This is a genomic window from Providencia sp. PROV076 (assembly GCF_028483405.1).
GTDB lineage: Bacteria > Pseudomonadota > Gammaproteobacteria > Enterobacterales > Enterobacteriaceae > Providencia > Providencia huaxiensis.
This window is the reverse complement of record NZ_JAMPRR010000038.1, coordinates 1-23503: the sequence shown is the minus strand read 5'-3', so window position 1 is coordinate 23503 and position 23503 is coordinate 1. Positions and strand designations below refer to the sequence as shown.

At 42.6% G+C, this 23503-nt stretch carries 26 protein-coding genes; 21 read left to right on the top strand and 5 right to left on the bottom strand.

All coding sequences use genetic code 11. From position 1 onward, the window contains the following. Positions 1-115: 115 nt before the first annotated feature. The 10 genes from PSF67_RS20020 to PSF67_RS19975 all read left to right on the top strand — a co-directional run bounded on the left by PSF67_RS20020 (position 116) and on the right by PSF67_RS19975 (position 5399). A complete protein-coding gene (locus PSF67_RS20020) occupies positions 116-418 on the top strand; it encodes a hypothetical protein (RefSeq protein WP_042847133.1) in 303 nt (100 codons plus the stop codon). Beyond that, complete coding sequence (locus PSF67_RS20015) at positions 415-879, top strand: ASCH domain-containing protein (protein ID WP_052219369.1); 465 nt, start codon at positions 415-417, stop codon at positions 877-879. The genes PSF67_RS20020 and PSF67_RS20015 overlap by 4 nt, the downstream gene beginning before the upstream one ends. Continuing rightward, a complete protein-coding gene (locus tag PSF67_RS20010; RefSeq protein ID WP_042847132.1) occupies positions 876-1433 on the top strand; it encodes a hypothetical protein in 558 nt (185 codons plus the stop codon). Before PSF67_RS20015 ends, PSF67_RS20010 begins: the two co-directional genes overlap by 4 nt. Continuing rightward, positions 1430-1684, top strand: a complete 255-nt coding sequence (locus tag PSF67_RS20005; RefSeq protein WP_042847130.1) for a hypothetical protein — start codon at positions 1430-1432, stop codon at positions 1682-1684. The genes PSF67_RS20010 and PSF67_RS20005 overlap by 4 nt, the downstream gene beginning before the upstream one ends. Positions 1685-1690: 6 nt before the next feature. Next, positions 1691-2122, top strand: a complete 432-nt coding sequence (locus PSF67_RS20000) for a hypothetical protein (protein WP_042847127.1) — start codon at positions 1691-1693, stop codon at positions 2120-2122. Positions 2123-2457: 335 nt separating this feature from the next. Beyond that, positions 2458-2946 (top strand): hypothetical protein, encoded by a 489-nt coding sequence (locus tag PSF67_RS19995; protein WP_042847123.1) that lies wholly within the window; start codon positions 2458-2460, stop codon positions 2944-2946. Between the two features lie 106 nt (positions 2947-3052). After that, entirely contained in the window at positions 3053-3229 is a 177-nt protein-coding gene (locus tag PSF67_RS19990) for a hypothetical protein (protein ID WP_162762197.1), read from the top strand. A 59-nt stretch (positions 3230-3288) separates the two neighbouring features. Beyond that, a complete protein-coding gene (locus PSF67_RS19985; protein WP_052219368.1) occupies positions 3289-3849 on the top strand; it encodes a hypothetical protein in 561 nt (186 codons plus the stop codon). After that, positions 3846-4478: a hypothetical protein gene (locus tag PSF67_RS19980; RefSeq protein WP_052219367.1), complete on the top strand. Its 633-nt coding sequence runs from the start codon at positions 3846-3848 to the stop codon at positions 4476-4478. The genes PSF67_RS19985 and PSF67_RS19980 overlap by 4 nt, the downstream gene beginning before the upstream one ends. A gap of 465 nt (positions 4479-4943) precedes the next feature. Then, positions 4944-5399: an Lrp/AsnC family transcriptional regulator gene (locus tag PSF67_RS19975; protein WP_237072372.1), complete on the top strand. Its 456-nt coding sequence runs from the start codon at positions 4944-4946 to the stop codon at positions 5397-5399. An 80-nt stretch (positions 5400-5479) separates the two neighbouring features. Here the strand turns inward: PSF67_RS19975 and PSF67_RS19970 are convergent, their stop codons facing one another. The 3 genes from PSF67_RS19970 to PSF67_RS19960 all read right to left on the bottom strand — a co-directional run bounded on the left by PSF67_RS19970 (position 5480) and on the right by PSF67_RS19960 (position 10547). Continuing rightward, the gene (locus tag PSF67_RS19970; protein WP_263057244.1) at positions 5480-6739 is read right to left on the bottom strand and encodes an amino acid permease; all 1260 of its coding nucleotides are present in this window, start codon (positions 6737-6739) and stop codon (positions 5480-5482) included. Positions 6740-6753: 14 nt separating this feature from the next. Continuing rightward, positions 6754-7968 (bottom strand): MalY/PatB family protein, encoded by a 1215-nt coding sequence (locus PSF67_RS19965; RefSeq protein ID WP_237072373.1) that lies wholly within the window; start codon positions 7966-7968, stop codon positions 6754-6756. Positions 7969-9371: 1403 nt separating this feature from the next. Further along, positions 9372-10547 (bottom strand): tyrosine-type recombinase/integrase, encoded by a 1176-nt coding sequence (locus PSF67_RS19960; RefSeq protein WP_237072374.1) that lies wholly within the window; start codon positions 10545-10547, stop codon positions 9372-9374. A 491-nt stretch (positions 10548-11038) separates the two neighbouring features. Here PSF67_RS19960 and PSF67_RS19955 point away from each other — a divergent pair, with 491 nt between their 5' ends. From PSF67_RS19955 to dnaB, 4 genes are all read left to right on the top strand, one after another. Continuing rightward, positions 11039-11704, top strand: coding sequence for a hypothetical protein (locus PSF67_RS19955; RefSeq protein WP_239979450.1), 666 nt, complete (start codon positions 11039-11041; stop codon positions 11702-11704). A 191-nt stretch (positions 11705-11895) separates the two neighbouring features. Continuing rightward, entirely contained in the window at positions 11896-13080 is a 1185-nt protein-coding gene (locus PSF67_RS19950) for a ParB/RepB/Spo0J family partition protein (RefSeq protein WP_237072375.1), read from the top strand. A 115-nt stretch (positions 13081-13195) separates the two neighbouring features. Further along, positions 13196-13558, top strand: coding sequence for a hypothetical protein (locus tag PSF67_RS19945; protein WP_042847064.1), 363 nt, complete (start codon positions 13196-13198; stop codon positions 13556-13558). Between the two features lie 8 nt (positions 13559-13566). Further along, complete coding sequence (gene dnaB, locus PSF67_RS19940; RefSeq protein WP_042847063.1) at positions 13567-14976, top strand: replicative DNA helicase; 1410 nt, start codon at positions 13567-13569, stop codon at positions 14974-14976. Positions 14977-15245: 269 nt separating this feature from the next. On the opposite strand, the gene PSF67_RS19935 is transcribed toward dnaB, so the two are convergent. Next, a complete protein-coding gene (locus tag PSF67_RS19935) occupies positions 15246-16412 on the bottom strand; it encodes a hypothetical protein (protein ID WP_237072376.1) in 1167 nt (388 codons plus the stop codon). Positions 16413-16562: 150 nt separating this feature from the next. On the opposite strand from PSF67_RS19935, the gene PSF67_RS19930 reads away from it, so the two are divergent. The 7 genes from PSF67_RS19930 to PSF67_RS19900 all read left to right on the top strand — a co-directional run bounded on the left by PSF67_RS19930 (position 16563) and on the right by PSF67_RS19900 (position 23053). After that, on the top strand, positions 16563-18962 hold the full coding sequence (locus PSF67_RS19930; RefSeq protein WP_052219362.1) for a phosphoadenosine phosphosulfate reductase domain-containing protein: 2400 nt from the start codon (positions 16563-16565) through the stop codon (positions 18960-18962). Positions 18963-19029: 67 nt separating this feature from the next. Further along, positions 19030-19413, top strand: a complete 384-nt coding sequence (locus PSF67_RS19925; RefSeq protein WP_166268273.1) for a hypothetical protein — start codon at positions 19030-19032, stop codon at positions 19411-19413. Beyond that, a complete protein-coding gene (locus PSF67_RS19920; protein ID WP_042847060.1) occupies positions 19382-19723 on the top strand; it encodes a hypothetical protein in 342 nt (113 codons plus the stop codon). The genes PSF67_RS19925 and PSF67_RS19920 overlap by 32 nt, the downstream gene beginning before the upstream one ends. Before the next feature lie 31 nt (positions 19724-19754). Beyond that, positions 19755-20270 carry a hypothetical protein gene (locus tag PSF67_RS19915; RefSeq protein ID WP_042847059.1) on the top strand — a complete coding sequence of 172 codons (516 nt, stop codon included), beginning with the start codon at positions 19755-19757 and terminating at the stop codon, positions 20268-20270. Positions 20271-20402: 132 nt separating this feature from the next. Beyond that, positions 20403-20924 carry a hypothetical protein gene (locus tag PSF67_RS19910; protein WP_191901267.1) on the top strand — a complete coding sequence of 174 codons (522 nt, stop codon included), beginning with the start codon at positions 20403-20405 and terminating at the stop codon, positions 20922-20924. A 3-nt stretch (positions 20925-20927) separates the two neighbouring features. Beyond that, positions 20928-21266 carry a hypothetical protein gene (locus tag PSF67_RS19905; protein WP_191901268.1) on the top strand — a complete coding sequence of 113 codons (339 nt, stop codon included), beginning with the start codon at positions 20928-20930 and terminating at the stop codon, positions 21264-21266. A gap of 875 nt (positions 21267-22141) precedes the next feature. Beyond that, a complete protein-coding gene (locus PSF67_RS19900) occupies positions 22142-23053 on the top strand; it encodes a RepB family plasmid replication initiator protein (protein ID WP_042847057.1) in 912 nt (303 codons plus the stop codon). Between the two features lie 37 nt (positions 23054-23090). On the opposite strand, the gene PSF67_RS19895 is transcribed toward PSF67_RS19900, so the two are convergent. Further along, positions 23091-23503 (bottom strand): polymer-forming cytoskeletal protein (locus PSF67_RS19895; protein ID WP_272677538.1); only part of this gene is annotated, 413 nt, incomplete at its 5' end.

The window sequence follows — 23503 nt, the reverse complement described above, 5'->3', positions numbered from 1 at the left end:
CGCCTTCAATAACTTCGTCAGCTGAACGGGTGGGGTAATACTGGTTTCACGGCAAGCAACACCGCCACACAATCCATAAATAATTTATGCGCCATCAGCGCGATAAGGATCTGACATGAAAAACGAACTGCTGGAAGTTGTCATTGCAATGCGCGATTACATCGACGCGCTGCCGTCTGATGTTGTGTCACGTTTGCCTGCAATGCCAGGGTTCGACCGCGATTGGGCTAATGAAGTGATTGATGCGGCGCAGCGCGCTGAAATAAGCCAAACGATCAGCGCTCCGGGTGCTGTGGCGTTCCGTGAACAGATCGTGAAATATGTCGGCGGTCTGGGTAGCTCCGTTATCGCACAATCCGTGGTGGAAGCCATTTTGAGTGCAGCTAAGCGCTCCGAAGCGAAGGATGCCAAAGCATGAAAGCATTATCTATCCGACAGCCGTGGGCATGGCTTATCACTCACGGCCACAAGGACATCGAAAACCGCAGCTGGAACACCCACCAGCGCGGACCGGTGCTCATTCACGCCAGTGCGCAACTGGCATCCAAAGCCGACATGGAAAAGGCGCGGGAGATCCTGCGCGCCAAATATGGCGATTCCCTGATGCTGCCTGAAAGAAAGTATTTATCTTACGGCGCGATTGTCGGCGTAGCCACAATCACAGGCTGTGTCGAAGAGAGCGAATCTCCGTGGTTCTTCGGGCCGAAAGGCTTCACGCTGGCGGATGCCAAGACGCTGAAGCCAGTGTCTATTCGCGGCCGACTGAGCTTTTTCGAGACTGGCCTTCGTCCACATGCGGTATTCAGCTTGCTCGTACCTAATGAGCATACGGATGATACCGAAACCAAAGCAGCATGTTTGCAGGGGGAAAGGGCATGAAACTGTTTCCTATCAATTTCACCGACGAACAGGTACGGGCAATCCACAGCGGCCAGAAGGTGCAAACCCGCCAACTGATCAAAGAAATCTGCCTCGATACCTTCCCGGAATCCCTGACCAAACGCCAGCGCGCGCTGGTGGATAAGGTTTTGCCCCCCAAGTTTGGGCCGACGTTTTTCTGTCGTTTCGGGCATGTAGGCGATCGGTTGTGGGTCCGTGAAACCTATGGCGATTGCGGTGTGCGACTGGTCTATCGTGCAGACCTTGAAGATGGCTCAGCCAATAAAGTTAAACGCTGGTTTCCGGCGCAGCAAATGACGCAGTTTGAGTCGCGAATTACGCTGGAGATTACGGCGGTTCGTATTGAGCCCCTTCGCGACATCAGTGATGCCGATGCGCTGAGGGAAGGCTGTTCTATCAGGGATACCCGCAGCGGTGACTGCCTGGCCGATGTGTTCGCCCGTAAGTGGTCGGTTATCCACGGCGTTGACTGCTGGGAGGCCAATCCGATGGTTTGGGTGATCGACTTCAAAGTCGTGGAAGATGCCCGATGAGCCGCCTGGTTGTTGTGACTTTGCTGGAAGACGGCGGGGAAGAGCATGTTCACTTGCCCGTGGGGGATTTGGGCACGGGTGGCGGCTATACGACTCTGTGCGGCCTTGATGGTGGCCTGAGCGACACGGCGATGGAAACCAAACCCGCACCTCGTGGCGCAAAAGTTAACTGTCCCAATTGCTGGGCAATCTTCAATACCTGCCGTTCGTTCCGGGCAACTGACTTCGATTCGGCTGTAAAGCAGGAGTAATACCCCATGCAGGAAAAAGACATCGTTCACGAGAATGGAAAATTTTGGGTGTTGCGCGATAAAGATGCTTACTGCGTGATGAAGTCCGGTGTAACCCACTCCGAGGGGGATAGTGCTTATGCACTCACTGAAGATGGTCTGAGCATTGCGATCGCACGCTGCGACTATCTGGCTGGCCGGGCTGAAACGACAGAGCGAGTGGGCTTCGCCAAGACCCTGCATTTCTACATGACTGAAGCTTCTGCCTGGTTGTTGGAAGAGCGACGGGAATACATTCAGCGTGTGATCGTTAAAAAGCTGGTTGTCGGTCTGGCCGACATGGCGAAATGGTCGCCGGAGTGCGCTGCTGAGCCGGGTTCTGCTGAACTGAAGCAGATGTACTCCGAAGGGCTGGCTTTCTTCACTGAAAAGGGATTCCCTGCTAATGGGCAAAATTGACAAATACCAGATTCAAGACCTGAGCCGCCTCCGGAATGAAACCGGTGAGCTCGCGCGCTGGGTTATTCAGCTTCAGACAGACCTGGACACTGCGCGCCGTGAAAAGGCCTCTGTGGAGGCGGAACTATACAGGGCAACAGCGCCTATGCCGGTGGCGGAGTATCAATACCGGTATAGTTCTTCCGATCGCAGTATGTGGAGCGCCGGCACTCCATCCCTAACGAATCGCTGTACCAACGTATGCGGGCTATTCATACCGATGGTTCATACCAGTTCCGTGAGCTGTTTGAAAAGCCACATACCCTCTAATTGACGTAGCAAAACAGGAAATCGTAATGGCAATGACAGTAGAGCAGTTAAAAACGCGCGCTGCGGCATTTCGTCTGGAGGCGTTGCGCTGGGAAGACATGGGCTATTCCGAGCAAACGAAACGGCTGCGGGATAATGCTGATGCTTTGGAAGAGCTGGCCGAACTGAAGGAAGCGCCTCCATTGGGTTATGCCGAAAACGGCAAAGGCTTCATTTATCCGGCTGACCGTGCCGATCGCATTACAAACCCGGTGCCGGTGTTTGCCGCTCCACCAGCGCTGCATATTCCTGTCGGGTTTATGCTGGTACCGAAAAAACCGACCGACGAACAGCTGCGGGCGATGCTCGCAGTGCAGTGGCCTGCGATCTACCGTGAACACCTTCGCCACCCAGACAACGGGCCGAAGTCAGCGAAAAAGACTGAAGACGACATTGATGTCGCTACCCGTCAGTATGCTGCGGCGATGTGTGCTTCACCTGAGGCGGATCTGCCTACTGAAATCAAGCAGAGTTAAAAGCAATGTCAGTAATTCCCGGAAGGTGAACCCGGTGTTAGACTCAAAAATTCAAGCGTTAAAGTACCGTGTTCTATCTTTCTGAAAATTATTGGGGTTGTTAATCATGCCAATTGCAAAAGAGAAGCCAGCGGAAAATCCAATTCTCCAGGATCTGGATTTTTTCATTGAAGACCGTTCGGGTATTTGGGTCAAACAATGGAAGTCTGGCGGTGGGTGCTGTCCGGCCACTGATGAAGAAGTTGTGATGTGGAATTTGCTGGTAAAACTAACCGATCAGTAGATGTTGGCTTAAGCCACCCGCGCGCTGATGAAAGTCAACTTATACAAAAGGTAATGACGATGAAAGTAACTGAAACCAAGGTGATGAGCCTTGAGATCAGCGAGCTTCGGGACTTTGACCCGATCCGCGTGGTGACTGAAAACTACGGGCCTGGGCGTGGCCGAATCACGATAACGTGTGAGGGCAAGGCGTGGACAGGCTCCTGGTTCGCAATGAGCGACCGCTCCGTTGAGCAGTTTTTCTGTGACTGCGGCAATGATTACCTGGTCAATTGCATGGCCGGTAACGTGAGCAGCGAAATCGACAATGACAATGAGGCGAATATGCGTTTCATGTTCAGTGAAGTGCTGCGCCTGCGCCGGGAAGGGGAGTTATCCAAAGACCAAGCCCGTGTGTGCTGGGAGGAAATCGACGGATCTGACGATATCAAAAGCACAGTCTGTGCCTATTCTTCAGTGATCAGTGAGGTGCCATACTTCAGCACTGAACCGTGGTACCTGCCGTGGCCGACGGTGCCGAACCCAGTCTTTATCCGCCTGAATAGCATGTTTGACATCGTTCGGGCTGCACTGCAACAGCACCTGGCTTTGGCCGGGCAGTCAGAGGAAACGATAGCATGACCGAACGTGAGCAGTTTGCCAAAGATAACGCCATGTCGATGGACTTTGTGAATTGGTTCTTCGACAACAAAAAAGACAGCTGTGGCAACGTCTGGTTTATGATGGCTGCGGCCATGTGGGAAGGGTGGAAAGGGCGGGCGAGCCGAGAGGCTCAGGCAGTTCAAGTAACAGAACGGATGGCGCTCGACTTTCATCACGCCCTGACTGATGGCAGTATCGGCAACGACGAACTAGAAGAAATCAAGGTCGGTCTACGTGCTGCTCTATGCAATGTCGCCGTTCCACCAGCGCCAGCAGTGCCAGATGCTGTCGATTATTCAGATCTCGACACTACCAGCCAAGATAGAGAGGTTATCGAAGCTATTGCTGAGTGCAAAGGCTGGAACGCCTACCGCACCGCATTGCTTGCTCAGCCTGTAAGTAGCTGTTACACGTTAGCAGACGATGCCCGGCGCATGAATTGGCTGGTGGCGCATCATGTTGCGGTTAGAAAACCGCTTCGCTATGGAAGTGAGGCTATGTTCACAGCCCAAACCATAACCGATGAAGAGGATGATCATCACGCCACTAAGCTGCGAGAACAAATTGATGCAGCCATGAAGGCTGAAGCGGTCAAAGTACAAAAATAACACCTCTCCTTCTTTTTCCTACTTCCCCCAGAAAGTCCTGCTTATGAAGTGACCCCATTATGTCGGGCTTTTTTTAATCATTAACAGCTGATGACCTGTACGTGAGGATATCAAAATTCCCCTTATGTATAGTCAAATGATACTGAATCATATAGATAGGATCAAGTACTAAATGATACTATTTTAGTTGAATTAGGCGGGTATCATTAGGGAGTACTTAAATGATAATACTATACTACTTATAGTAATCTCTAGAATAAAGTTAATAAACAAAGAGTTAAAAATCTATTTTATTAGATAAAAATATAGATTATAATTTTAGAAAATTTAGTTATTTAAATATCATGTATTAATACTTTTGATAATAATTGATTTTTTTAAAAAGCACCTTTCGTGTATGAAACAGTTCAATTGTAATTAATAATAATTAATCTATTTCAGCTAAATTTATAGGTTGGCAGTAAGATGAAACTTGATAAAATTGATATACAAATCCTTAAACTTTTACAAGAAGATGGCCGCTTGAATAACGCAGAGATTGCCAAACGAGTCTTTTTATCTCCCCCCGCATGTTGGAAAAGATTAAAAATTTTAGAGCAAAGTGCCATTAAACACTACCAAGCAGTCATTGAACCTAAAAGCATTGGATATAATTTTTATGCATTTATGAATATTACATTAGATTTACATTCAGAAGAGTCAATGAAACGTTTTGAAAAAGAAATATTAAAAGTAGATAATGTTATTACTTGCCATAATATTTCTGGTAGATATGACTACCTTTTACAATTAGTGGTCAAAGATATGGATGATTTTCATCATGTATCAATGGAGAAGATTCGTTCTATTGGAAATATAAAAGAAATGAATACAAGTTTTGGTATTAGAGAAATTAAATCATTTAGAGGTTTACCAATATAACGTCGCCATTTTACAGACAACCTAATGATAATAGGTTGTCTATAATTTTATTTTATTACTGAAATTTAAACATCCTTATTTCATTCAAAAAGTTTCAAAAATGGAGATATACAAAGAAGTAAGCCAAAAAAAGCAATGTATATTGAAGAGTATTTTTTATACTTCTGTAATGAATCGACTTTATAGACTAAATAAACTGGTATTAAACATGCTACAATCCCATACAGTGGACCCGCAAGTTGGAATACTAATAGAACTGGGAATTTTGTAGATACCCATATTGACAATGATAAGATAACAAAAATACCAATGAGAATATCTAATAATTTATTGCTTATTTTGTTATTTGGTATAAATCGAGATATTATATTTACAATGATTCCTTTTATTGATTCGTGTATACCTAAATATATACCTAAAAATGCAGTAATTAATGAAAAAATATTTAGTAATGTAGCCATTACTTTGACTGTAGATCCTGGTATTACTTGTGCTGCTATTGCTAGTGCCGAAATATTTTGCTCAAATGCAGATACTGCCTGTTCATAGCTTATTGAAAATGTGAATGAAAACGCATAAAAAAGAACACCAACCGCTAGCACAAAATATGCAATTCTATTAGTTCTTATCGCACGGTAAATTGCGATTTCTTTATTATTTTCTACTTTCCTATAAGCTATATTCATTGGATTTAAAATTTGGACAAATAAAATTGAATATAGTGTAAAAGGCAAAGTTAAAAAAACATCTCGTGTAAATGATAATAAATCAGGCATGGCTTTTATATTATCAAAATTCCAATGTGGTATCATGAAAAAACCTAGAATCAAAATTATTCCAAATTTTATAATAACCATTGGCCCTGAGATTTTAAATAATATTTTTTCTCCTTGGGAGGCAATGAACACTAATAATGATAATATTATTAATGGGAACCAAAATGAATCTGATAGTGTTTTGTTAGTTAATCCAAATGTTTTTAAATAAGATGCTCCATCATACGTTATTGCTAATGAATAACCGAGTATTCCTGTTAATAACATTAGAAAATATATAATGCCTAAAGCTATCCCCCAATTTTTTCCTAAATATTGAGTTATGATTCCAGTATAATTATCACACTCCTTTGTTTCTGATAATGTCCTTAGATAAAGGTTTTGTAAGAGATATATTGCAGGATACGAGAGTAATATAGAAAATAAAAATACCCACACTCCTTTAAGGCCAATCTGTATTGGCATTAGAACTATACCAGAACCAATTGCCATTCCAATACATAGAATAACCCAACCAAGGTCGTATGAAGTAAATGGTATTTTAGATTTATGATTATCTTTCATAATTTTCACTCACTTTAATATAGTGATAATAAAGAGGTCTTAATTCTATTTAATCCTTCAATTAATATTTCCCTAGGGCATGCTAAGTTTAATCTTATGAATCCATCTCCATTCCCCACAAACATATTACCACCTTCCAGTAAAACGCCAGATTTATTAGCGAAAAATAGCGATAATTTATCTTTATTGAAATAGCTTGGTAAGTATTCATTTATATCTATCCAAGCTAAATAAGTTGAGTCTGGAATTATAAAATTACATTTTGGGAAGTTTTCCATAAAAAATTCATGAGTTAATTTAAAATTATCATCTAAGTATTCTTTTAATTGCTCTAGCCAATCATCACAATCTTTATATGCTGATTTTGTTGCTATAATACTAAGTGGAGATATAAAATCATCATATAATTTTAACCATTCATGTCTTACTTTTTCATTTTTAATCAATAAGTTAGACATTAGATTTCCAGCTAAATTAAAAGTTTTGCTTGGTGCCATACAAGTTATTATTTTATCCTCATTAGGGAATAATTTAGCTAAAGGAACATGCTTTTTTCCCTTTCTTAGCAAATCGCAATGTATTTCATCAGAAATAATCCATACATTATTATCAAAACATATTTTTCCTATACTGATTAACTCCTCTTCAGTCCAGATATGCCCTGTAGGATTTTGTGGATTAGAGAGAATGAATAACCTTATATTTAGATCAACATTTGTTATTTTTTTTTCAAAATCGACTAAATCAATCTCATATTTTCCATTTACATATTTAAGATTAGAATAAATTACTTCTCTTGAATTGTAGTCACCAGCATTTTTAAATGGTGCATATGATGGGGTATGTATTAAAATTTTCTCGTTACTATCTATGATTAAAGGAATTATTCTATTTAATGCAGGGATAATCCCAGGAGATATAACTATTTCATTTCTATCTATCTCCCATTGATATTTTCTTTTACACCAGTTTTCAAATATTTGATAATATTCATCATTATAGACCTTAGTGTATCCTAGTATTTTTCGGTCCAATCTTTCTTTTAATGAATTCAATATTTCTGGAGGAGTTGAAAAATCCATATCAGCAACCCACATACGGATAAATTCATCATCATCAAAATTATATTTTGCGTTCTTATCATCTTTAAATATGTACTGCCTCCAACCATCATAATTTAGAGAATCTGTATCTTTCCTATCAATAATCTCATCAAAATTATATTTCATAATAACCTCTTTTATTAAATTTGATTTTTATCTCTTATTGAAATCTAGCATTTGCATACTAGCAATATCAGTAAGAAATTATCTATCTTTAATAATGTTAGCCCTGCTAACATAGGAAATTTAATTAATCTTTAGTGTTTTTTTGTTTAATAATATTCACTATTTTTATTATTTTAAAGTGAATCACAAGCTATAAAAAAAATAAGATTGACTAGTTATGAATAAATGATATTTTTAGAAGTTAACTTTTAAATTTACTTTGCTCTATTCATTGGTGTTAATATTCAGTTAATTTAACGTAAAAATACTCCCATTTTATCAATAGAAGATAAGTGTTACAATAACCTTTTGACTTTTATCTATTTTAAACCATATTAAAGATGAAATTTTTTGATATGCTGATTTTATAGCATCAATAGAAATGAATTTTTCATTGTGGATTATATCGAATATTTTGCATTTAAATTTTAATAATTATATTTCTATATGGTTTTTTATTTGAACTCAGTAAAGTATGTCTTAATGTTTTAACAGTGATAAGTATTTTAATAGAGTTAAATATATTGGGTTTTATAATGGATAAAATTTAAATGAATTCCTAGGCATGTGTTAAATTTAATTCTCGGATGTACTGAGTTACCTATATTACTTGATAATACAGTACTACCTGTTAAGTGTTTAGATACGGTAGATATACATATTAATAAATTACTATCTACTATAGATGTTCGAATAGATTTATAGATTGCACTAATAAATACAGTTTATTTATTTGTTTTTCCTCTATTAAACACTGAATTAGTTTCATCAGTTTTATTAACCCCCATTAATACTAATTAATTTAATCTCCAAAGTGGATATTTAATTCTTTAACAATAGCAAGATGAATTATATACTCCACTTTGTTAAAGTATAGATATATTAAATATATTGTTTAAAATTCATTACCAAAATTTACTATTTATGTATACTGAACTTTTACTTCAATGATATAAAAAGCTCATCATTTTTTACTTCAGTAAGGGATTACTTTAAGTATTCATAAAATCAGTATATTCCCCCTGACCCAAAATAATTCGAGTACTAAAGGCAAGTAACTTTGTCGCGAGAACACAGTGAACTTCAGTTTTGTACTTATCATAACGCTACCATATCAGTACTGGAGCCTGATATAATCATGTAATATTCATGTAAAACTAAACTCATTAGCATGTGAGTATGAATTGTAATTCATTGTAATAACTAATTTTTTTGGATTAGGATCCAGTACTGATAGTACTCGAAGATGAGTAACCAGTACTGAAAGGTTAGGTGCTAATATAGTACCTAACCTTTATTTTCAATGTGTTATGTGAATATTCGCGTGCTGATGGTAAAAACTTAGCTATGTTGGAACAACATGGCTAAGTTCGGTCAATTGCTTCTTTCATCAGAAAAATAGGCTCTTTCCCTCTATATACGCTATCAGTCATACTACTACTACTGTGACCAAGTATGCTAAACCTTATATGGTCGGGAAGGTCTGATATATCTCTTAGCCTATCACTCATAGCGTATCGATAGTCATGTGGGCTATGCTTTTCATCTATTTTTTTAAATAGGTTTGCTACAGCATTAGATACTGGATTATGAACAGCCCATGGAAATACAGGCTTCTCATCCATAATTCCGCTTTGAAGTAAATTTTTATGAATTGGTATAGTTCTTATACTACTTGAATTTTTAATCCTCTTACCATCCCTATCATTAACACTTATACAAGCTATCTTTTGTCCTTTATCCGCAATGTATACATAATCCTGCTCTGTTAGCTGTATACATTCGGTCACTCTCATACCTGTGTAATATAGTACCTGTATAAGCCACCACAGATGAGATTTGTGCTCTATAAGTTCAAGTACTTTTTTGTGTGATTCAGTGGATACTGAGATTCTAGGGTTAATTTTTTTAATCTTCTTATATCCCATATTACTAAAAGGATTTTTAGTAATATAATCCCTTTTATCAGCGGCAAAGCTAAAAAGAGCTGATACTTTCTTAAACATGGATTGGCTAGAGAATTCAGACTTATACTTATTCTTTAAAGCCTTTTTAAAACTAGCTACCTTTGGTTTGTTAAATGATTGAATATCTTTATCACCATATAGGCTAATTAAATAATCAATCGCAGCCTTGTTACCTTTAAATGTTAATGGCCTCCATTCAGATTTCATTTCGTTGTACCACTCATCAGCAACTTGGCTAATTTTATGCCCTTTAGCTTGAAAGCGGCTATCATTCTGCTGTCTACTAGGTAAATTCCCGCTATTAATCCAATAAATGTAGTTTGCCTCTAAATGAATCCCTTCTTCGATGAACATATCTCGTTCATTAATTAAATGTGCTCTGATCTCATCAAAATCAGTGCATTCTTTTTTTAATCGATGAAAAGTACTAAGTAGAATTTTTGAACGTTTATGAGCGATTTGTAGATCTCTAGTTCTCAAGTCAAATCGAATTAGCTTTCCTACATATGACTTTTGCCAAATATAATAACCACGAGAATTACATGAAATATACATGAAATGTACATGTGCCATTGGTGCCCCTTGAATTACCATCAGCACGCGAATATTCACATAACACATTGAAAATAAAGGTTAGGTACTATATTAGCACCTAACCTTTCAGTACTGGTTACTCATCTTCGAGACGGATTTGGTCGAAATATACGGCCTGCGCATGTTTGCATGCTACTTTCACGAGTACGCGCATGTTTGCAAGGATAAGGAAATTGGCTCATTTTATTCCATTAACCGACTAGACCATCTTCGGGCGCTGGTAGCGCATGAGCTCGCGCATTTTTTCCAATTCAATACTGCATCGAAAAACTATAATCAACACGATGCAAAGCAGCATCTACCGCGCCTGGATTACCGTACACCACACGGGGAAGGGTGGCAGTTCATTTACCGTTACCTGAAAATGCCCCTCAATTTGCGACTGAATTAATTACTATTTTAATTATTAACATTGTACCATTGCTTCAAAGTATGTATTCCTGAGTTTTGGAGAGTAAATGTATTTAATAATGACGGTCCTATTTATGATCGCAGCGATATTTTCCTTCGCAAAAACAATGAAAGTTGTGCTAGAAGAAGCGAGCCTTGACAAGGAAAAACGTATAGCAGCTATCGGACAAGTAAAATTGACTTGGCTATTCTATGTTCCGGCTTTCTTCTTGCTCCTTGCTCCATTCATCAAATCATTGATGGATGCAGGCTCTGAACAGGTGGACCAATCAGGCTCCAATTTACCTGTATGGCTTTTCCTGGCTGGTGGCCTGTACTTGCTGTTTGGTGCCGCGCTTTTATTACGCAAAGCCATGAAAGAAAAAACTCTCGGACAGATAGGCACTATCCTTAATATCCAGATCCTTCTGTGGGTCGGCCTTTACAGCACATTTGCGGCCTATGACCACTTGAAGTTTGCAGATGAACATTTTGGGATAATGAGCACCCGCCTGATTGAGATCGGTGGTGTGAAAGATGTCACTTGCGAGCAAGAACTGATGTTGGTTAACTTCACTGAAGGTCAAACGACTCCAATGCAATGGCGGTGCCCTACAGGTTTCTCTTTGCTGAACAAAACAAATCGTCCTTTCGTTCCTTGGCCGGATTACACCGAAGGTGAAAGCGAGCAGCTTGCCGCTGCAATGAACAAAATCATGACGGAAGCGAAAGCCAACTCACAGTAACGGAACTCTCCAACCAAAGGCCAGCAATACTGGCTTTTTTTACGCCCATTTCCCATCGATAAAAAAACAATCGAAAAAAGACTATTTTTTTCCGCATTTGCTATTCGTCACCGGTACACGCCGTGTTTAACTGGATTCAGAAGTAAGCACAAACACGTAAACAACCAATAACAATTTGCGGAGTAACTATCATGACTATCAACGTACAACAAATCTTCCAAGCTTCCCGTGACAACGAGCTGATGGGCAATCTGGGCGCTATCATGCGTCAGATGGACAAGGCCCCATCCACGCTGCGTGGTCTGAGCGACTTCGTATCCAAAGAGCGCAAAACAGCTGCAAACAGCGCGCTGTTTGAAGAGCTGAACGTTGGTCGAAACAACGTGTACGCGGTCAGCGTCTCATGGTTGTACGTTGAAGAAGGCCTGAACCTGCGTGAGGTTGATGTAGAGCGCGCAGAGATGTTCAAGAACGCCTACCTGAACCACCCGAGCAGCGTCCCGGCTATCCGCGTTAAAGTGGTTGTTGTGAACGGTGTGACTCGCCTGAAAATCATCGACGGTCACCACCGCTTCACCGGCCTGATGGCCGCTATCGCTGAAGGTGCAGTATTTGAAAAGCTGATCATTGAAGAGTTCGAAGGCGGTAAGGACGAAGAAGTCTTCAACATGATCGAAAGCGCCAACACCAAGCACCTGAAGATGATTGAGCGCGCTGAAGGTTTCCGCCGTCTGGTTGATTGGGGCCACGAAATCGACTCTATCGCTCGTCGTCTGGGTCTGTCCGGCGTAACCGTTCGTCGCAGCCTGATCCTGGCTAAAGCCGAAGAGCGCATTAAAAAATTGGTACGAGACGATAAAGTGTCCGGTGATGTTGCGATTGACGTGATCACTGATTGCCAAGGCACCGACCGTGACGCTTTCGACATCCTGATGGCTTCTCTGGCTAAAGCCGAGCAAGCAGGTAAAAACCGCGTCACCGCGCGCTATGTGTCTTCGCCGAAGAAAGCCAAGGTGAAACCAAAAGTCGTGCGCAAAACCTTCGAAAGCCTGTTGCCGACGTTGGATCAGCTGCGCTCGCAGATCCCTCCCGCACCAACGGCTGAGCACGAAAACCAGATTGAAATCGCTGAGACCGTGCCGGAAGAAGTGGTGCTGCGTCTGTCCCCTGAAGTTGCCCGCCAGCTGATGGCAGCGCTGAGCGATGTAGAAGCGGCCAAGCTGGAAGAGGAAGCCGAACAGGCGGCGAAAGAAGCTGCTGAGGCTGAAAACGAAGGCAATGAAGAAGCCACTGAGGCTCATGACGGTGAAGGCGAGGGCAATGAAGAAGCCACTGAGGCTCATGACGGTGAAGGCGAGGGCGACGCTGAGGCATAAACCAACGCGCTGTCTTCGCAAGATTAGGCCGGTTCTCCGGCCTTTTTTATCTCACTTCACTACACCGCCCGTGCCGTTCAATAAAAAAATAACGTCACGGCAGCTCGGAGGTTTTATGGATCACGCACTGCCTATCCTGCCTAAAATCACCATCCGCGTCATTGATGACGCTTCCTTGGAAACGTTAGCTATCTCCCACTATGAAAGCCGAGGCTGTAAGCCGCGCGCGCTGGGGAAAGGCCATTCCATTCGCCGAAAAGGCAAAAACACCGACGCGTTTCTGGCTCGCATAAAAGTGAATTACGTTCGACAGCTGCTCAGCAACTACGATCACGATAAAGAAAATGCGTATCGTAGCTCTGGGCAGGAACGTGAAGCCTCTTGCATGAGCCAGCAACTGTATTCTGCAATTGCACAGCATTACCCGTCCTTGGCGGCTGAATGTGAACGCCAAATCGCGCAACGAAACACGCTGTGAGGCCGGTGATGAAAGAGAAAAATCAACGTTCGTCCACGATCGCCACTGAACAAGATATGCGTCTGGCTGGTCTTCGAATGCCTCCCCATTCACTTGAAGCGGAGCAATCCGTTCTTGGCGGTCTGATGCTGGACAATGAACGCTGGGATTTGGTGAGCGAACGTGTTGTGGAAGGGGATTTCTTTACCCGTGCCCACAAAAGTATTTTTACCATGATGCAACGGCTGGTGGAATCAAGCCGACCGATTGACCTGATCACACTTGCTGAAGCACTGGAGCAACACAACCAGCTTGACTTGGTCGGTGGCTTTGCCTATCTGGCCGAACTGTCGAAAAATACCCCAAGCGCCGCTAACATCACAGCCTACGCCGACATCGTGCGTGAGCGTGCCGTAGTGAGGGAAATGATCACTGCGGCCAATGATATTGCGGATGCGGGTTACGATCCCCAGGGTCGGAATAGTGCTGAATTACTGGACCTGGCCGAAAGCCGTGTGTTCCAGATTGCAGAGGCTCGAACTAATAAAGACAGCGGGCCGATGGGCATTGATGCCATTCTGGAGAAAACTGTAACGCGCATCGAGCAGCTGTACCAAACACCGCATGACGGGGTGACAGGCGTCGATACGGGTTACACCGATCTGAACAAAAAGACAGCCGGACTCCAAAAGTCCGACCTGATCATCGTCGCAGCGCGCCCTTCAATGGGTAAAACCACCTTTGCGATGAACATCTGTGAGAACGCAGCGATGACACAGGACAAGCCTGTGATGATTTTCAGCCTGGAGATGCCAGGTGAACAAATCATGATGCGTATGCTGGCTTCCATGTCCCGCGTTGACCAGACCAAAATCAGGACGGGCCAACTGGATGACGAAGATTGGGCTCGTATTTCAAGCACGATGGGCATTTTGCTGGAAAAACGAAACGTCTATATCGACGACAGCAGCGGCCTAACTCCGACTGAATTGCGATCGCGGGCACGGCGAGTGTTTCGTGAAAACGGTGGTTTGAGCCTGATCATGGTGGACTACCTTCAGTTGATGCGGGTTCCGGCGTTGAAAGACAACCGAACACAGGAAATAGCAGAAATATCCCGCTCTTTGAAGGCGCTTGCGAAGGAACTACAGGTACCCGTGGTGGCCTTATCGCAGCTTAACCGCTCACTGGAGCAACGAGCAGATAAACGACCCGTAAACTCGGATCTGCGCGAGTCGGGTTCGATAGAGCAAGATGCGGACCTCATCATGTTCATCTACCGTGACGAGGTCTACAACGAGAATAGCGAGCACAAAGGGGTAGCCGAAATTATCCTGGGTAAGCAGCGTAACGGGCCTATCGGCTCGGTTCGTTTGGCCTTCAACGGCCAGTGGTCGCGATTTGACAACTACACCGGACCACAGTTTGAAGAATATTGAATGTTACCAAAGCCAGGGTATTCTGGCTTTTTTTAAACTTATCTATTTGTTCTTATTTACTTCTTCAAAATACTCTCGCAATAATTCTTTATTCATAAAATATAGCTCAAGAATTATGAGTAGCAAGTAATTACCTTTATGCTTATAGAAAAAAGGAATTTTCGAGTTGTCAATTTTAAATGTTTTTATTTTATCTACACTGCCTTTTTGTTCAGGTTTTTCCTCTTTTAATGTATATTCAGATGAATCATATAAAATATACTCATGATCTAGATGCTCAATGAAGTATTCTCCACATTCTTGACTATAAAATATTTAATGTGAATAACTTGAGTAACAACGCAGCCGTCATCCAATAGATTGTAATCATCCCTTAATTCTTCAAATGTTATTTCTTGCTTTTCTTTGTTGTGTGAAACTATTAATTTATCATTATATATCACACCATAAAAACAAGATAATGAAGGTAGCATTTTTATTGATGCACCAAGAGGGGCGCCTCGTTCTATAGATTCCAATCCGAAACCTACGTCAATGATACCCATTGGCTTTAATGCTAGATTTTTTAAAAAGTTACAGGAGATCAACTCTTTAAATATATTTAATAACTTTGGAGAAGTATTAATTTGCAATTTCTTATTTATTCGACTGTCAAACACAGCACCAAACGGACCGTCGTTTTCTATGTTAGTAAACTCATTAATAGATAACAAGCTATACCGGGCAAACTGTGCGTCAACCAGTTTTAGCTTCACTCCATTGGCATTGTATTCCTGAGAAATTGATTCGATATCGACATTTCTTTCTGTTAGATCGTTCGGTTTATCCCTATTGAATTGTTTTATAATACTATCTAAAATATGGTAATACTTATAATTGTCTTTATGTTGTGTTATTTTATTATCATTAACACTTGATGTTTCATTCGGATAGTAATATCGTTTTTCTATAAAATCAAATAACTCAAGTTTGTTTTTAATTAACTTTATTTGTTGCAAGTTATATGTTGCTACATCAATTCTTTCGTGCGCACCACTCAACCAAGATGCATAAGAGCCGCCATGATGGCATTTCCATTTTGTTTTTTCTTTATGCTCATTGATAAAGCTAAGGCTAATAATATTTCGGTGGCTGCGTAGGCAGTTACAATTATTATAAATGTCAGCCCCTTTAATTACGAATGAAATGTCTTTACTTTCATCATTAGAAATATACTGATTAATTATTTCTTGATTTTCATAGGATGTTAGGATGTAGGTGAAGAATTTGCTATTCGAAAAAAATCTTTCTATAAAACCAATTGCATATTTGAAGGTTTCTGTATTTGCTTCAAAAGCACAATAAGCTGCCCCTGAACAGCATAATGTTTCCTCCTTCGCAATTTCGTAATCTGAATCCAATTTCTTAATTATACTTTCCAGTTCAATTTGCCACATGAGATAACCTTTTAGGTTTTAGTCTAATTTATCACAGAATATTATAAATTTAATTATCTAGCTAAAGAATTGTTTTTAGCGCTCATTACTTCGTCAGCTGTCTGCCTCATGAGAAAATATCCTGTAAACAAAACAAATAACAGGTGATTTATGCAGCATTCCTTCAACTTTAAAAATCCGGAACTACCTTCCATATCAGTCTTAAAAGCGGATAAGTGGCAGGCCGTATGGCAAACACTGAAGGAAGATGCCGACCTGAACTATCGTGATGCCAGTCGTGGAGTCAGCATGGCTGATCTCATCCATAATGGCACAGCTTCTATCTACCAAGCCCTTGCTGATAATTGGACGATCTCCCTCGCCTGGAGTAGCGGTAAAGACTCCGAAATTGTCCTGCACTTATTCCTCATGGCGTTGGTGCGCGCTGTTCGCGCGGGAATTCCTATTAGCCAACACCATTACCTTTTGCATACCGATACTGGCATTGAAAACCCTGAGATACGCTGGCTCGCCGATCAGAAACTGGCTGCGCTTGAAAAGTTCATCGATCAAGAAAACCTGCCGCTGTCTATTGTTCTCGCAAAACCGGGGCTCACCTCCAGCTGGACGGGGCGGATACTGACGGGGCGTGGCTTGCCCACGTTCACCAACAGCTCAGTGCGTCAGTGCTCCAACGACTTGAAGATTTTTGCGGCCAAACGCGCCAAAACGGCATACGTGAAAAGCCTGCCAAAATCCGTGGGTAAACGCGTCTGTTTGCTGCTGGGAAGCCGCGATGCAGAGGGCGTTATCCGAGCCAAAAACATCGCCTTAAAAGGCGGGAATGCGAGTCAGGTTAAGATCACAAAAGAAGGCGGCGAATTGTACCCCATCAGGCATTGGTTACAGGGCGACGTGTGGGAGTTTCTGCTAAGCGCCGGAAGCGCTTCTAAGTATCTGCTGCCGAGCTACCTGGACAGCAACAACGACACCGCTGAGCTCTACAAGGCCGCAACAGGGGAATGTGTTTGGTCGGGTTCTGAGAAAAAATCCAGTGAAGCCTGTGGGAGCCGGTTTGGATGTTGGGCTTGCCAGGCGGTCGGTCTCGATAAATCAATGGAAAACCTTCTGCGTTCTGATGACGATCGCCACGGTTACATGGCTGGGCTCAACCGTATTCAGCGATTTTTGTCCAAGCGTCGCAATGCGTGGGAAGATAGGCATCCTGTGGGTCGCACCTTGTATGCTGGAGGCTTCATCAAGGTTCAGCCTGATGTCTATTCACCGCGCTTCCTGGAGCGCCTGCTGCATGTTTGTTGCAGTATGGACTACGTTGAGCAGCTGCGTGCTGAGGATGTAGCCGATAAACTTCGATCGGGCGAACTGGAAAACACCGCCCACAACCGCCGCATGGCGTCACCTCAATTTCGCATTGTCAGTGAGGTTGCGTTAATCCATATAGACTTCATGTGGTCATTCCACCATTTTAACGAAAAACCGTTTCATGCTCTGGAAATCTATCGCCGCGTCTGGGCAAAAGGTGAGCTCGACTTACTGGAAGATGAGCCTGAAATGCCTGTCACCCCAAAGACCCCTATGCCCAAAGCATTGTGGGTCAAGGTCGGGCAGTTTGGTAATGATTCCGGTATGGATGGCCTGGCTGATCCCATCGCTGAAATGGCCTATTTTAACGGTGCCGACGATGAGCGTGCCAGCCGCATTATCAATACGCCGAACGGAAAACGTCGCGTGGTTAGCTTCAGCGAGGACAGTGAAGTGACCATCGACGCGGATGCTGCTGAGTTCATCATTTGGGAGGAATATCCTCGACTGCGTGAAGCGGTATTGGCTGGGCAATACACCTCCGGCAGTGCTGCTCAATTTTATCTGCGCTTCGGTGCAGTTTCCCTGTGCAAAGGAAAGTCAGCACTGTACAACCGCATGATGCAGCGCGGCCAAACTTATCGCAGCCTGGGCTTAAACGGCCATCAGACAATGGATGGGATTGCGTCTCGTAAAGACCTGCGTGTACTAACGACGGAACGCTATCAGTTTCTGATCGCCAACAAAGTGAACGCCAGTATCATCCGTCTACGCTGGTGGGCTAATCTGGCATTCACCATGCAGTGGCACTTGGCGAATCAGACCTCAACCGGTCAATGGATCCGTGCATCTTTGACGCGCGAGGATGAACTATCCATGCAGCAAGAGAAAAATAGGGCCAAAAACACACTTTCGGTTTTCGTGATCGGGCATACCAGTGCTTGGTGCTCGTTGAAGCTGAGTAAGTCCGGCACGTCCACTGAGCGCGCTTTTCGTCGTTACCATCAACATACTCGTCGTAATGCAATTACAAGCTGCCAGGGGCTCTCTCAGCATCTGAGAGAAGTGATCGTCAATCAACTGAAACTGGAGTATCTGCGGATGCTGTGGCGACTGGATGATGGCTTGATGCTGAAGCATGACTCCGATCCCATCACCAAAATGGCTGGGCGGGACCCTGTTGCGCTAAGCAAACACTTCCGTCTCGTGGTGAGAACAATGGAGCGCTTCGTTCAGGAGGCAGCGTGAAACGCTTAATTTCGTCGGCAGTACAAGTTGAGTCAGTATTGAAGTTTACTATTCATACAGGATATGAATGATGAAAACGAATATGACCGATGTGTTGTTAGATGGTGCGTTGATTATGGTGTTAGGGGGCGCTCTGATCGCTGGGTTCGAATTGATGCCCAGCCAGGAGAAAACCGATTCTGTCATCGCTGAATACCGAGTCGATATTGAAAAACGTGACGGGTTAAGCCTGTACAGTAACAAAAGTACCGTCCGTATTGATGTAGTGGGTGAGATCCCGGCAGAAAAAGATCTGCCTCTGCCCGGCGAGCGTGTCGCGTTGATGCTCTACGACAAAAGTCAGGCGCAAATGTGTCAGGACAATCGTTGCATGGATGTGGACGTTATTATCACAAAACCTGCTTTTTTACGGAGGCATCATGAGCCTGGCAAACAATCGGCCTCAAATTAACTATCTTAAATTAATTAAGGCGGAAAAATTCCCTCCGGGGATCTGCGTTAAGTCACTCTCGGTTTTCGAACGCGACACATTGCGCGTGGCTTTAACCATGATGGCGCACTGGAACAATTATCCGGAGTCGCCAGTCCACATGCGGCCAGAGTGGTCAGCACAGGTGTCTCGGCTCTTGATTGAAACGATGAAGGAGCGGGACGAACTGAGAGCACACTTGAAGAGTCTCGGTGCTGAAGTGCCTGAGAAAGTAGTGAAAATGTCCGACATGACATTTCAGCAACTCATGTTGAAGTGCAACTGTAGTTGAGAAATTCACCCATTCCGAAAATGAGGTTTTCATGAATCCGACACCTGAAAAAACGAATGCTGGGCCTGATGTTGATGGTACCCGCAACGCCAATATTCTGACCAACCATGCCCGACTCGTGGACATGAAAAATCGCCTTTCATTCTGGGGGGCAGGCGTGAGCTTAACACCGGATGAACAGCTGGCGCTGATCCAGTTCCGGCTTCAGCACTTCTCAGACGATGTGCTTCCGCAATGCATTAAAGAGATTGCCGATGAACTGGGGTGTAAGCCAGATAATGAAGCGATGCTGCAATCGATTGACGATCTGCGTGTAGCGGCAGGTGAACGTGAAGCTATGGCACGTCGTGCTGGTGTCACTGTTTGCGAAATGAATCTCGTATTAGCACGTCCGGAAAGTGTGGTGAAGGCAGTTCCTGAAATGGTCATTGACCAAGTGTGTCATATTGCGGCCGAAATTCACAATAGGGGGGCGGGAGTGGGGGATGATAAAGCCCAAACCACCATTGATCGCATTCGTGAAGTGTTAACCAACGTCGGCCAGTAATTTCAGTGGGTGGGATTACCCACCCATTTCCACAAACTAACTTTGTTTTTCGATTTCCGTTGTGTTTACCCCTTTGTCAGCTGCATGGGAGGCTTGATACTGAAAGTCTGATACGCAAAGGAATAAACACTGATGAATTACTCACACATTCCCATGCCTTCCCGTGAAGAGCATTATGCTTTTTTAAAGTCTCACTATCACCATGCCCGTTTTGAAGGCCGTAATAATGCATCCTGGGGTGAGGACTACTCTCAGCGTATTGCTAATAGCGACTATCTAGAATTGGAAAAAAATGGTTATGCGCTGATCTCCAATCACGAGTCTGCTACCCGTGAAGCGGTGTTCTATCATCGTTCACTGGTCGGTTATGGCACGATGAGTTTGATGTGTGATAGCGCTTGTAACGCCCCTGAGGCGATTTGCCTGCAAGTTTCAGTTCCTGCTCACTTAGCTCCAAAGATCCCTGGAAAATCACTTAGCGAGCTTTTGGCGAAGCTTAAGCGGGACATTATGGGTACGTTTCCATTGTGTCGGGTAGAACTCGCTTCTGGCTCTAAAGAAATTTGCATCGAAGTATTCCAAGCCGAAGAAGTGATCTCAAAAGAGATCGTTGGTTTCACAAGCACGATCATTTCAAATTGGTCACAAGGGTAAAATATGACGTATTTAGAAGAAGTTTTTGCAGGTGTAGAGCGAAATAAAGGGAAAGAATTGGCTGACCTGTTTCGCTCTGCTGAGGCTCAAATTGCCCGTGCTGAACAGGGTTCCACTGAATCGGATGACAATGCATATGACCTTCGTCAACAAGAAGGTCTGAAGGTTACAGAAGCATTGATCAGAGCTGGTGGTTTGTCTGGAAAGACTATTGAGATCATTCGTTATAGTAAGACATCAACTCAGGTAGAAATTCGTGATGCGGATGGTTGCCTGGTGTGGCGTGATTTTACATTCACTAATGATTTTGTTTTTGGTCTGGCAAAAAATATTGCTTTTTAAATAAATTCGATCCCGTGTGGCTACTTAAACTTTAAGCGGATTGCATTCCAGATGTCCGCTTTTCAAATAGTTATACCCATTATTCACAGGGATGATCTAATAATTGGATCTTTTGATCTAATAACTGATCTAAAAAGACCTAAGGGATCTAAGGGCGAGATTGATTAATACTATCAAAGTATTATAGAACATTTTTCCCCCGCAAACATGCTGTTTCCTCCTGCAAATATGTAAGTTCTCCTTGCAAGTATGTAAGATCATCCTGCAAACATGCATATTTTCCCTTGCAAACATGCAAATCATTCCCCTGCAAACATGTATATGTTACTTCCGGCTGTGGACAAATAAAGGAAACCAAATCCTTATAGTTAATCTTTAAAATCAATCAATTAAAGGTGGTTTTTGATTTATGCAAGAATGAAGGAAAGGAGTTATTACTGAATAATCCACTGATTTCTAGGGACGGAAAGGCATCGGTTTTTAATAGAGATGCGGAGTGAAAAAGTAGGATTTGAAATTATTTTTCCCAATGGAAATACATTTAGAGTTTTTAAAGTAAATTGAAGGGTGGTAAGGAAGTTATCCCCGTTATTAACAGGAGTGATCTAATAATTGGATCTATTGTGATCTTAAATAACTAAAAACAACTAAGTGATCTAAGGTTGATATTTTATTTTATTTTCAACCAGTTGCAGAGTTAAATTCCCTTGCAAACATGTTATTTCCCCTTGCAAACATGCAAGATCAGCTTACAAACATGCATTTTTCCCTTGCAAATATGCTGATTTCCTCCTGCAAACATGTTATACATCCCCCTGCAAATATGCAAAGGCTCAAAATGCCTGTTAACAAATAATAATATTTTAGGAATAACTATGGCTAAGGATATTAATGATTTAGGCCTGTCTGTGGAAGTAAAAAACAAGACGACGGGCGAAATTGATTACATATCATCAACAGATACGCGATCGATTCAACCTATCTCACTGCTTAGGCTTAGTGTTTTTAGTCCCGTTAGTAGCAGGGAAAAGAAAAATGTTGGTAGCAGGGTGATGGATGCTTCGGAAGAGCTGAGAAACCTTGAGATTGTTAATAGCGAAGGTTATGACAGAGTCACCATATCTGGGCCTAAATTAGATATGGATACAGACTTTCGTATCTGGCTTTCAATAATTCAGTCACTCAGTGAATATCCAATGGTAGACAATAAAGTTGTGCTTCCCTTCAGTGATTTTGCAAAGATGTGTGATTACAACACAAGGCAAATTAACAAAATCCTGAAAGAAAGGGTCGCTAAATCACTTCGAAAAATTACATCCACTTCAATATCTGTGTACAAAGATACTGGCGATGATTTGATTAGTGCTACAACTCACTTGTTGAATTTCTCCAGGGTGGATACAGCTGCAAACGAAGTTATTTTGGAATTCAATCCAAAATTAAGTGACTTGTACAAAATGGACTACAAGCGCGTTCTGAAGCTGAAGGTATTCCCTGCGATCAAAAGAAATGAAGTGGCAAAGGCTATCTATGCTTTTCTTGAAGGGTTGCCAAACAGTGAGAATAGGGTGCAGATAGTCTCATTTGAAAGGTTGATGAAGCGTTTAAATATGCGCTCAGACCCTTATAAGCAACTTGAAATGGTTAGAAGGGCAATGAAGTTATTAGAAGACGTCAAATACCTCAAGTACACTGAAGGCTATAGGGTGTCGAAAGGAAAGCGACAAGTTTTTTTCTCAATCAATTCGCGTGACCCAGATTTGTTGAAAAATACCGACCTGGATTAAGTATATTCCAGGGCGTATGCGTCCCCCTGCAAACATGTTATTGAGGAACCGTGATTTCCTCCTGCAAACATGCTGTTCCCTTGCAAACATGTCGTGGAAGGGCAGTTATATCCCCTTGCAAAGATGCTATTCCCTTGCAAACATGCAGCGAAGGGGCAGTTATATCCCCTTGCAAATATGCTGTTCCCCTGCAAACATGCAGCGGAGGGGCAGTTATATCCCCTTGCAAATATGCTGTTCCCCTGCAAACATGCAGCGGAACGGCAGTTATATCCCCCCTGCAAATATGCTTTTCCCTGCAAACATGCAGTAGTAGGCTGAGTTTATCCCCTTGCAAATATGCATTCCCCTGCAAACATGCAGCGGAACGGCAGTGAATTTCCCCTGCAAACATGTAGGGGAGGGGCTGGAGTTTCCCCCCTGCAAATATGCTTTTCCCCTGCAAATATG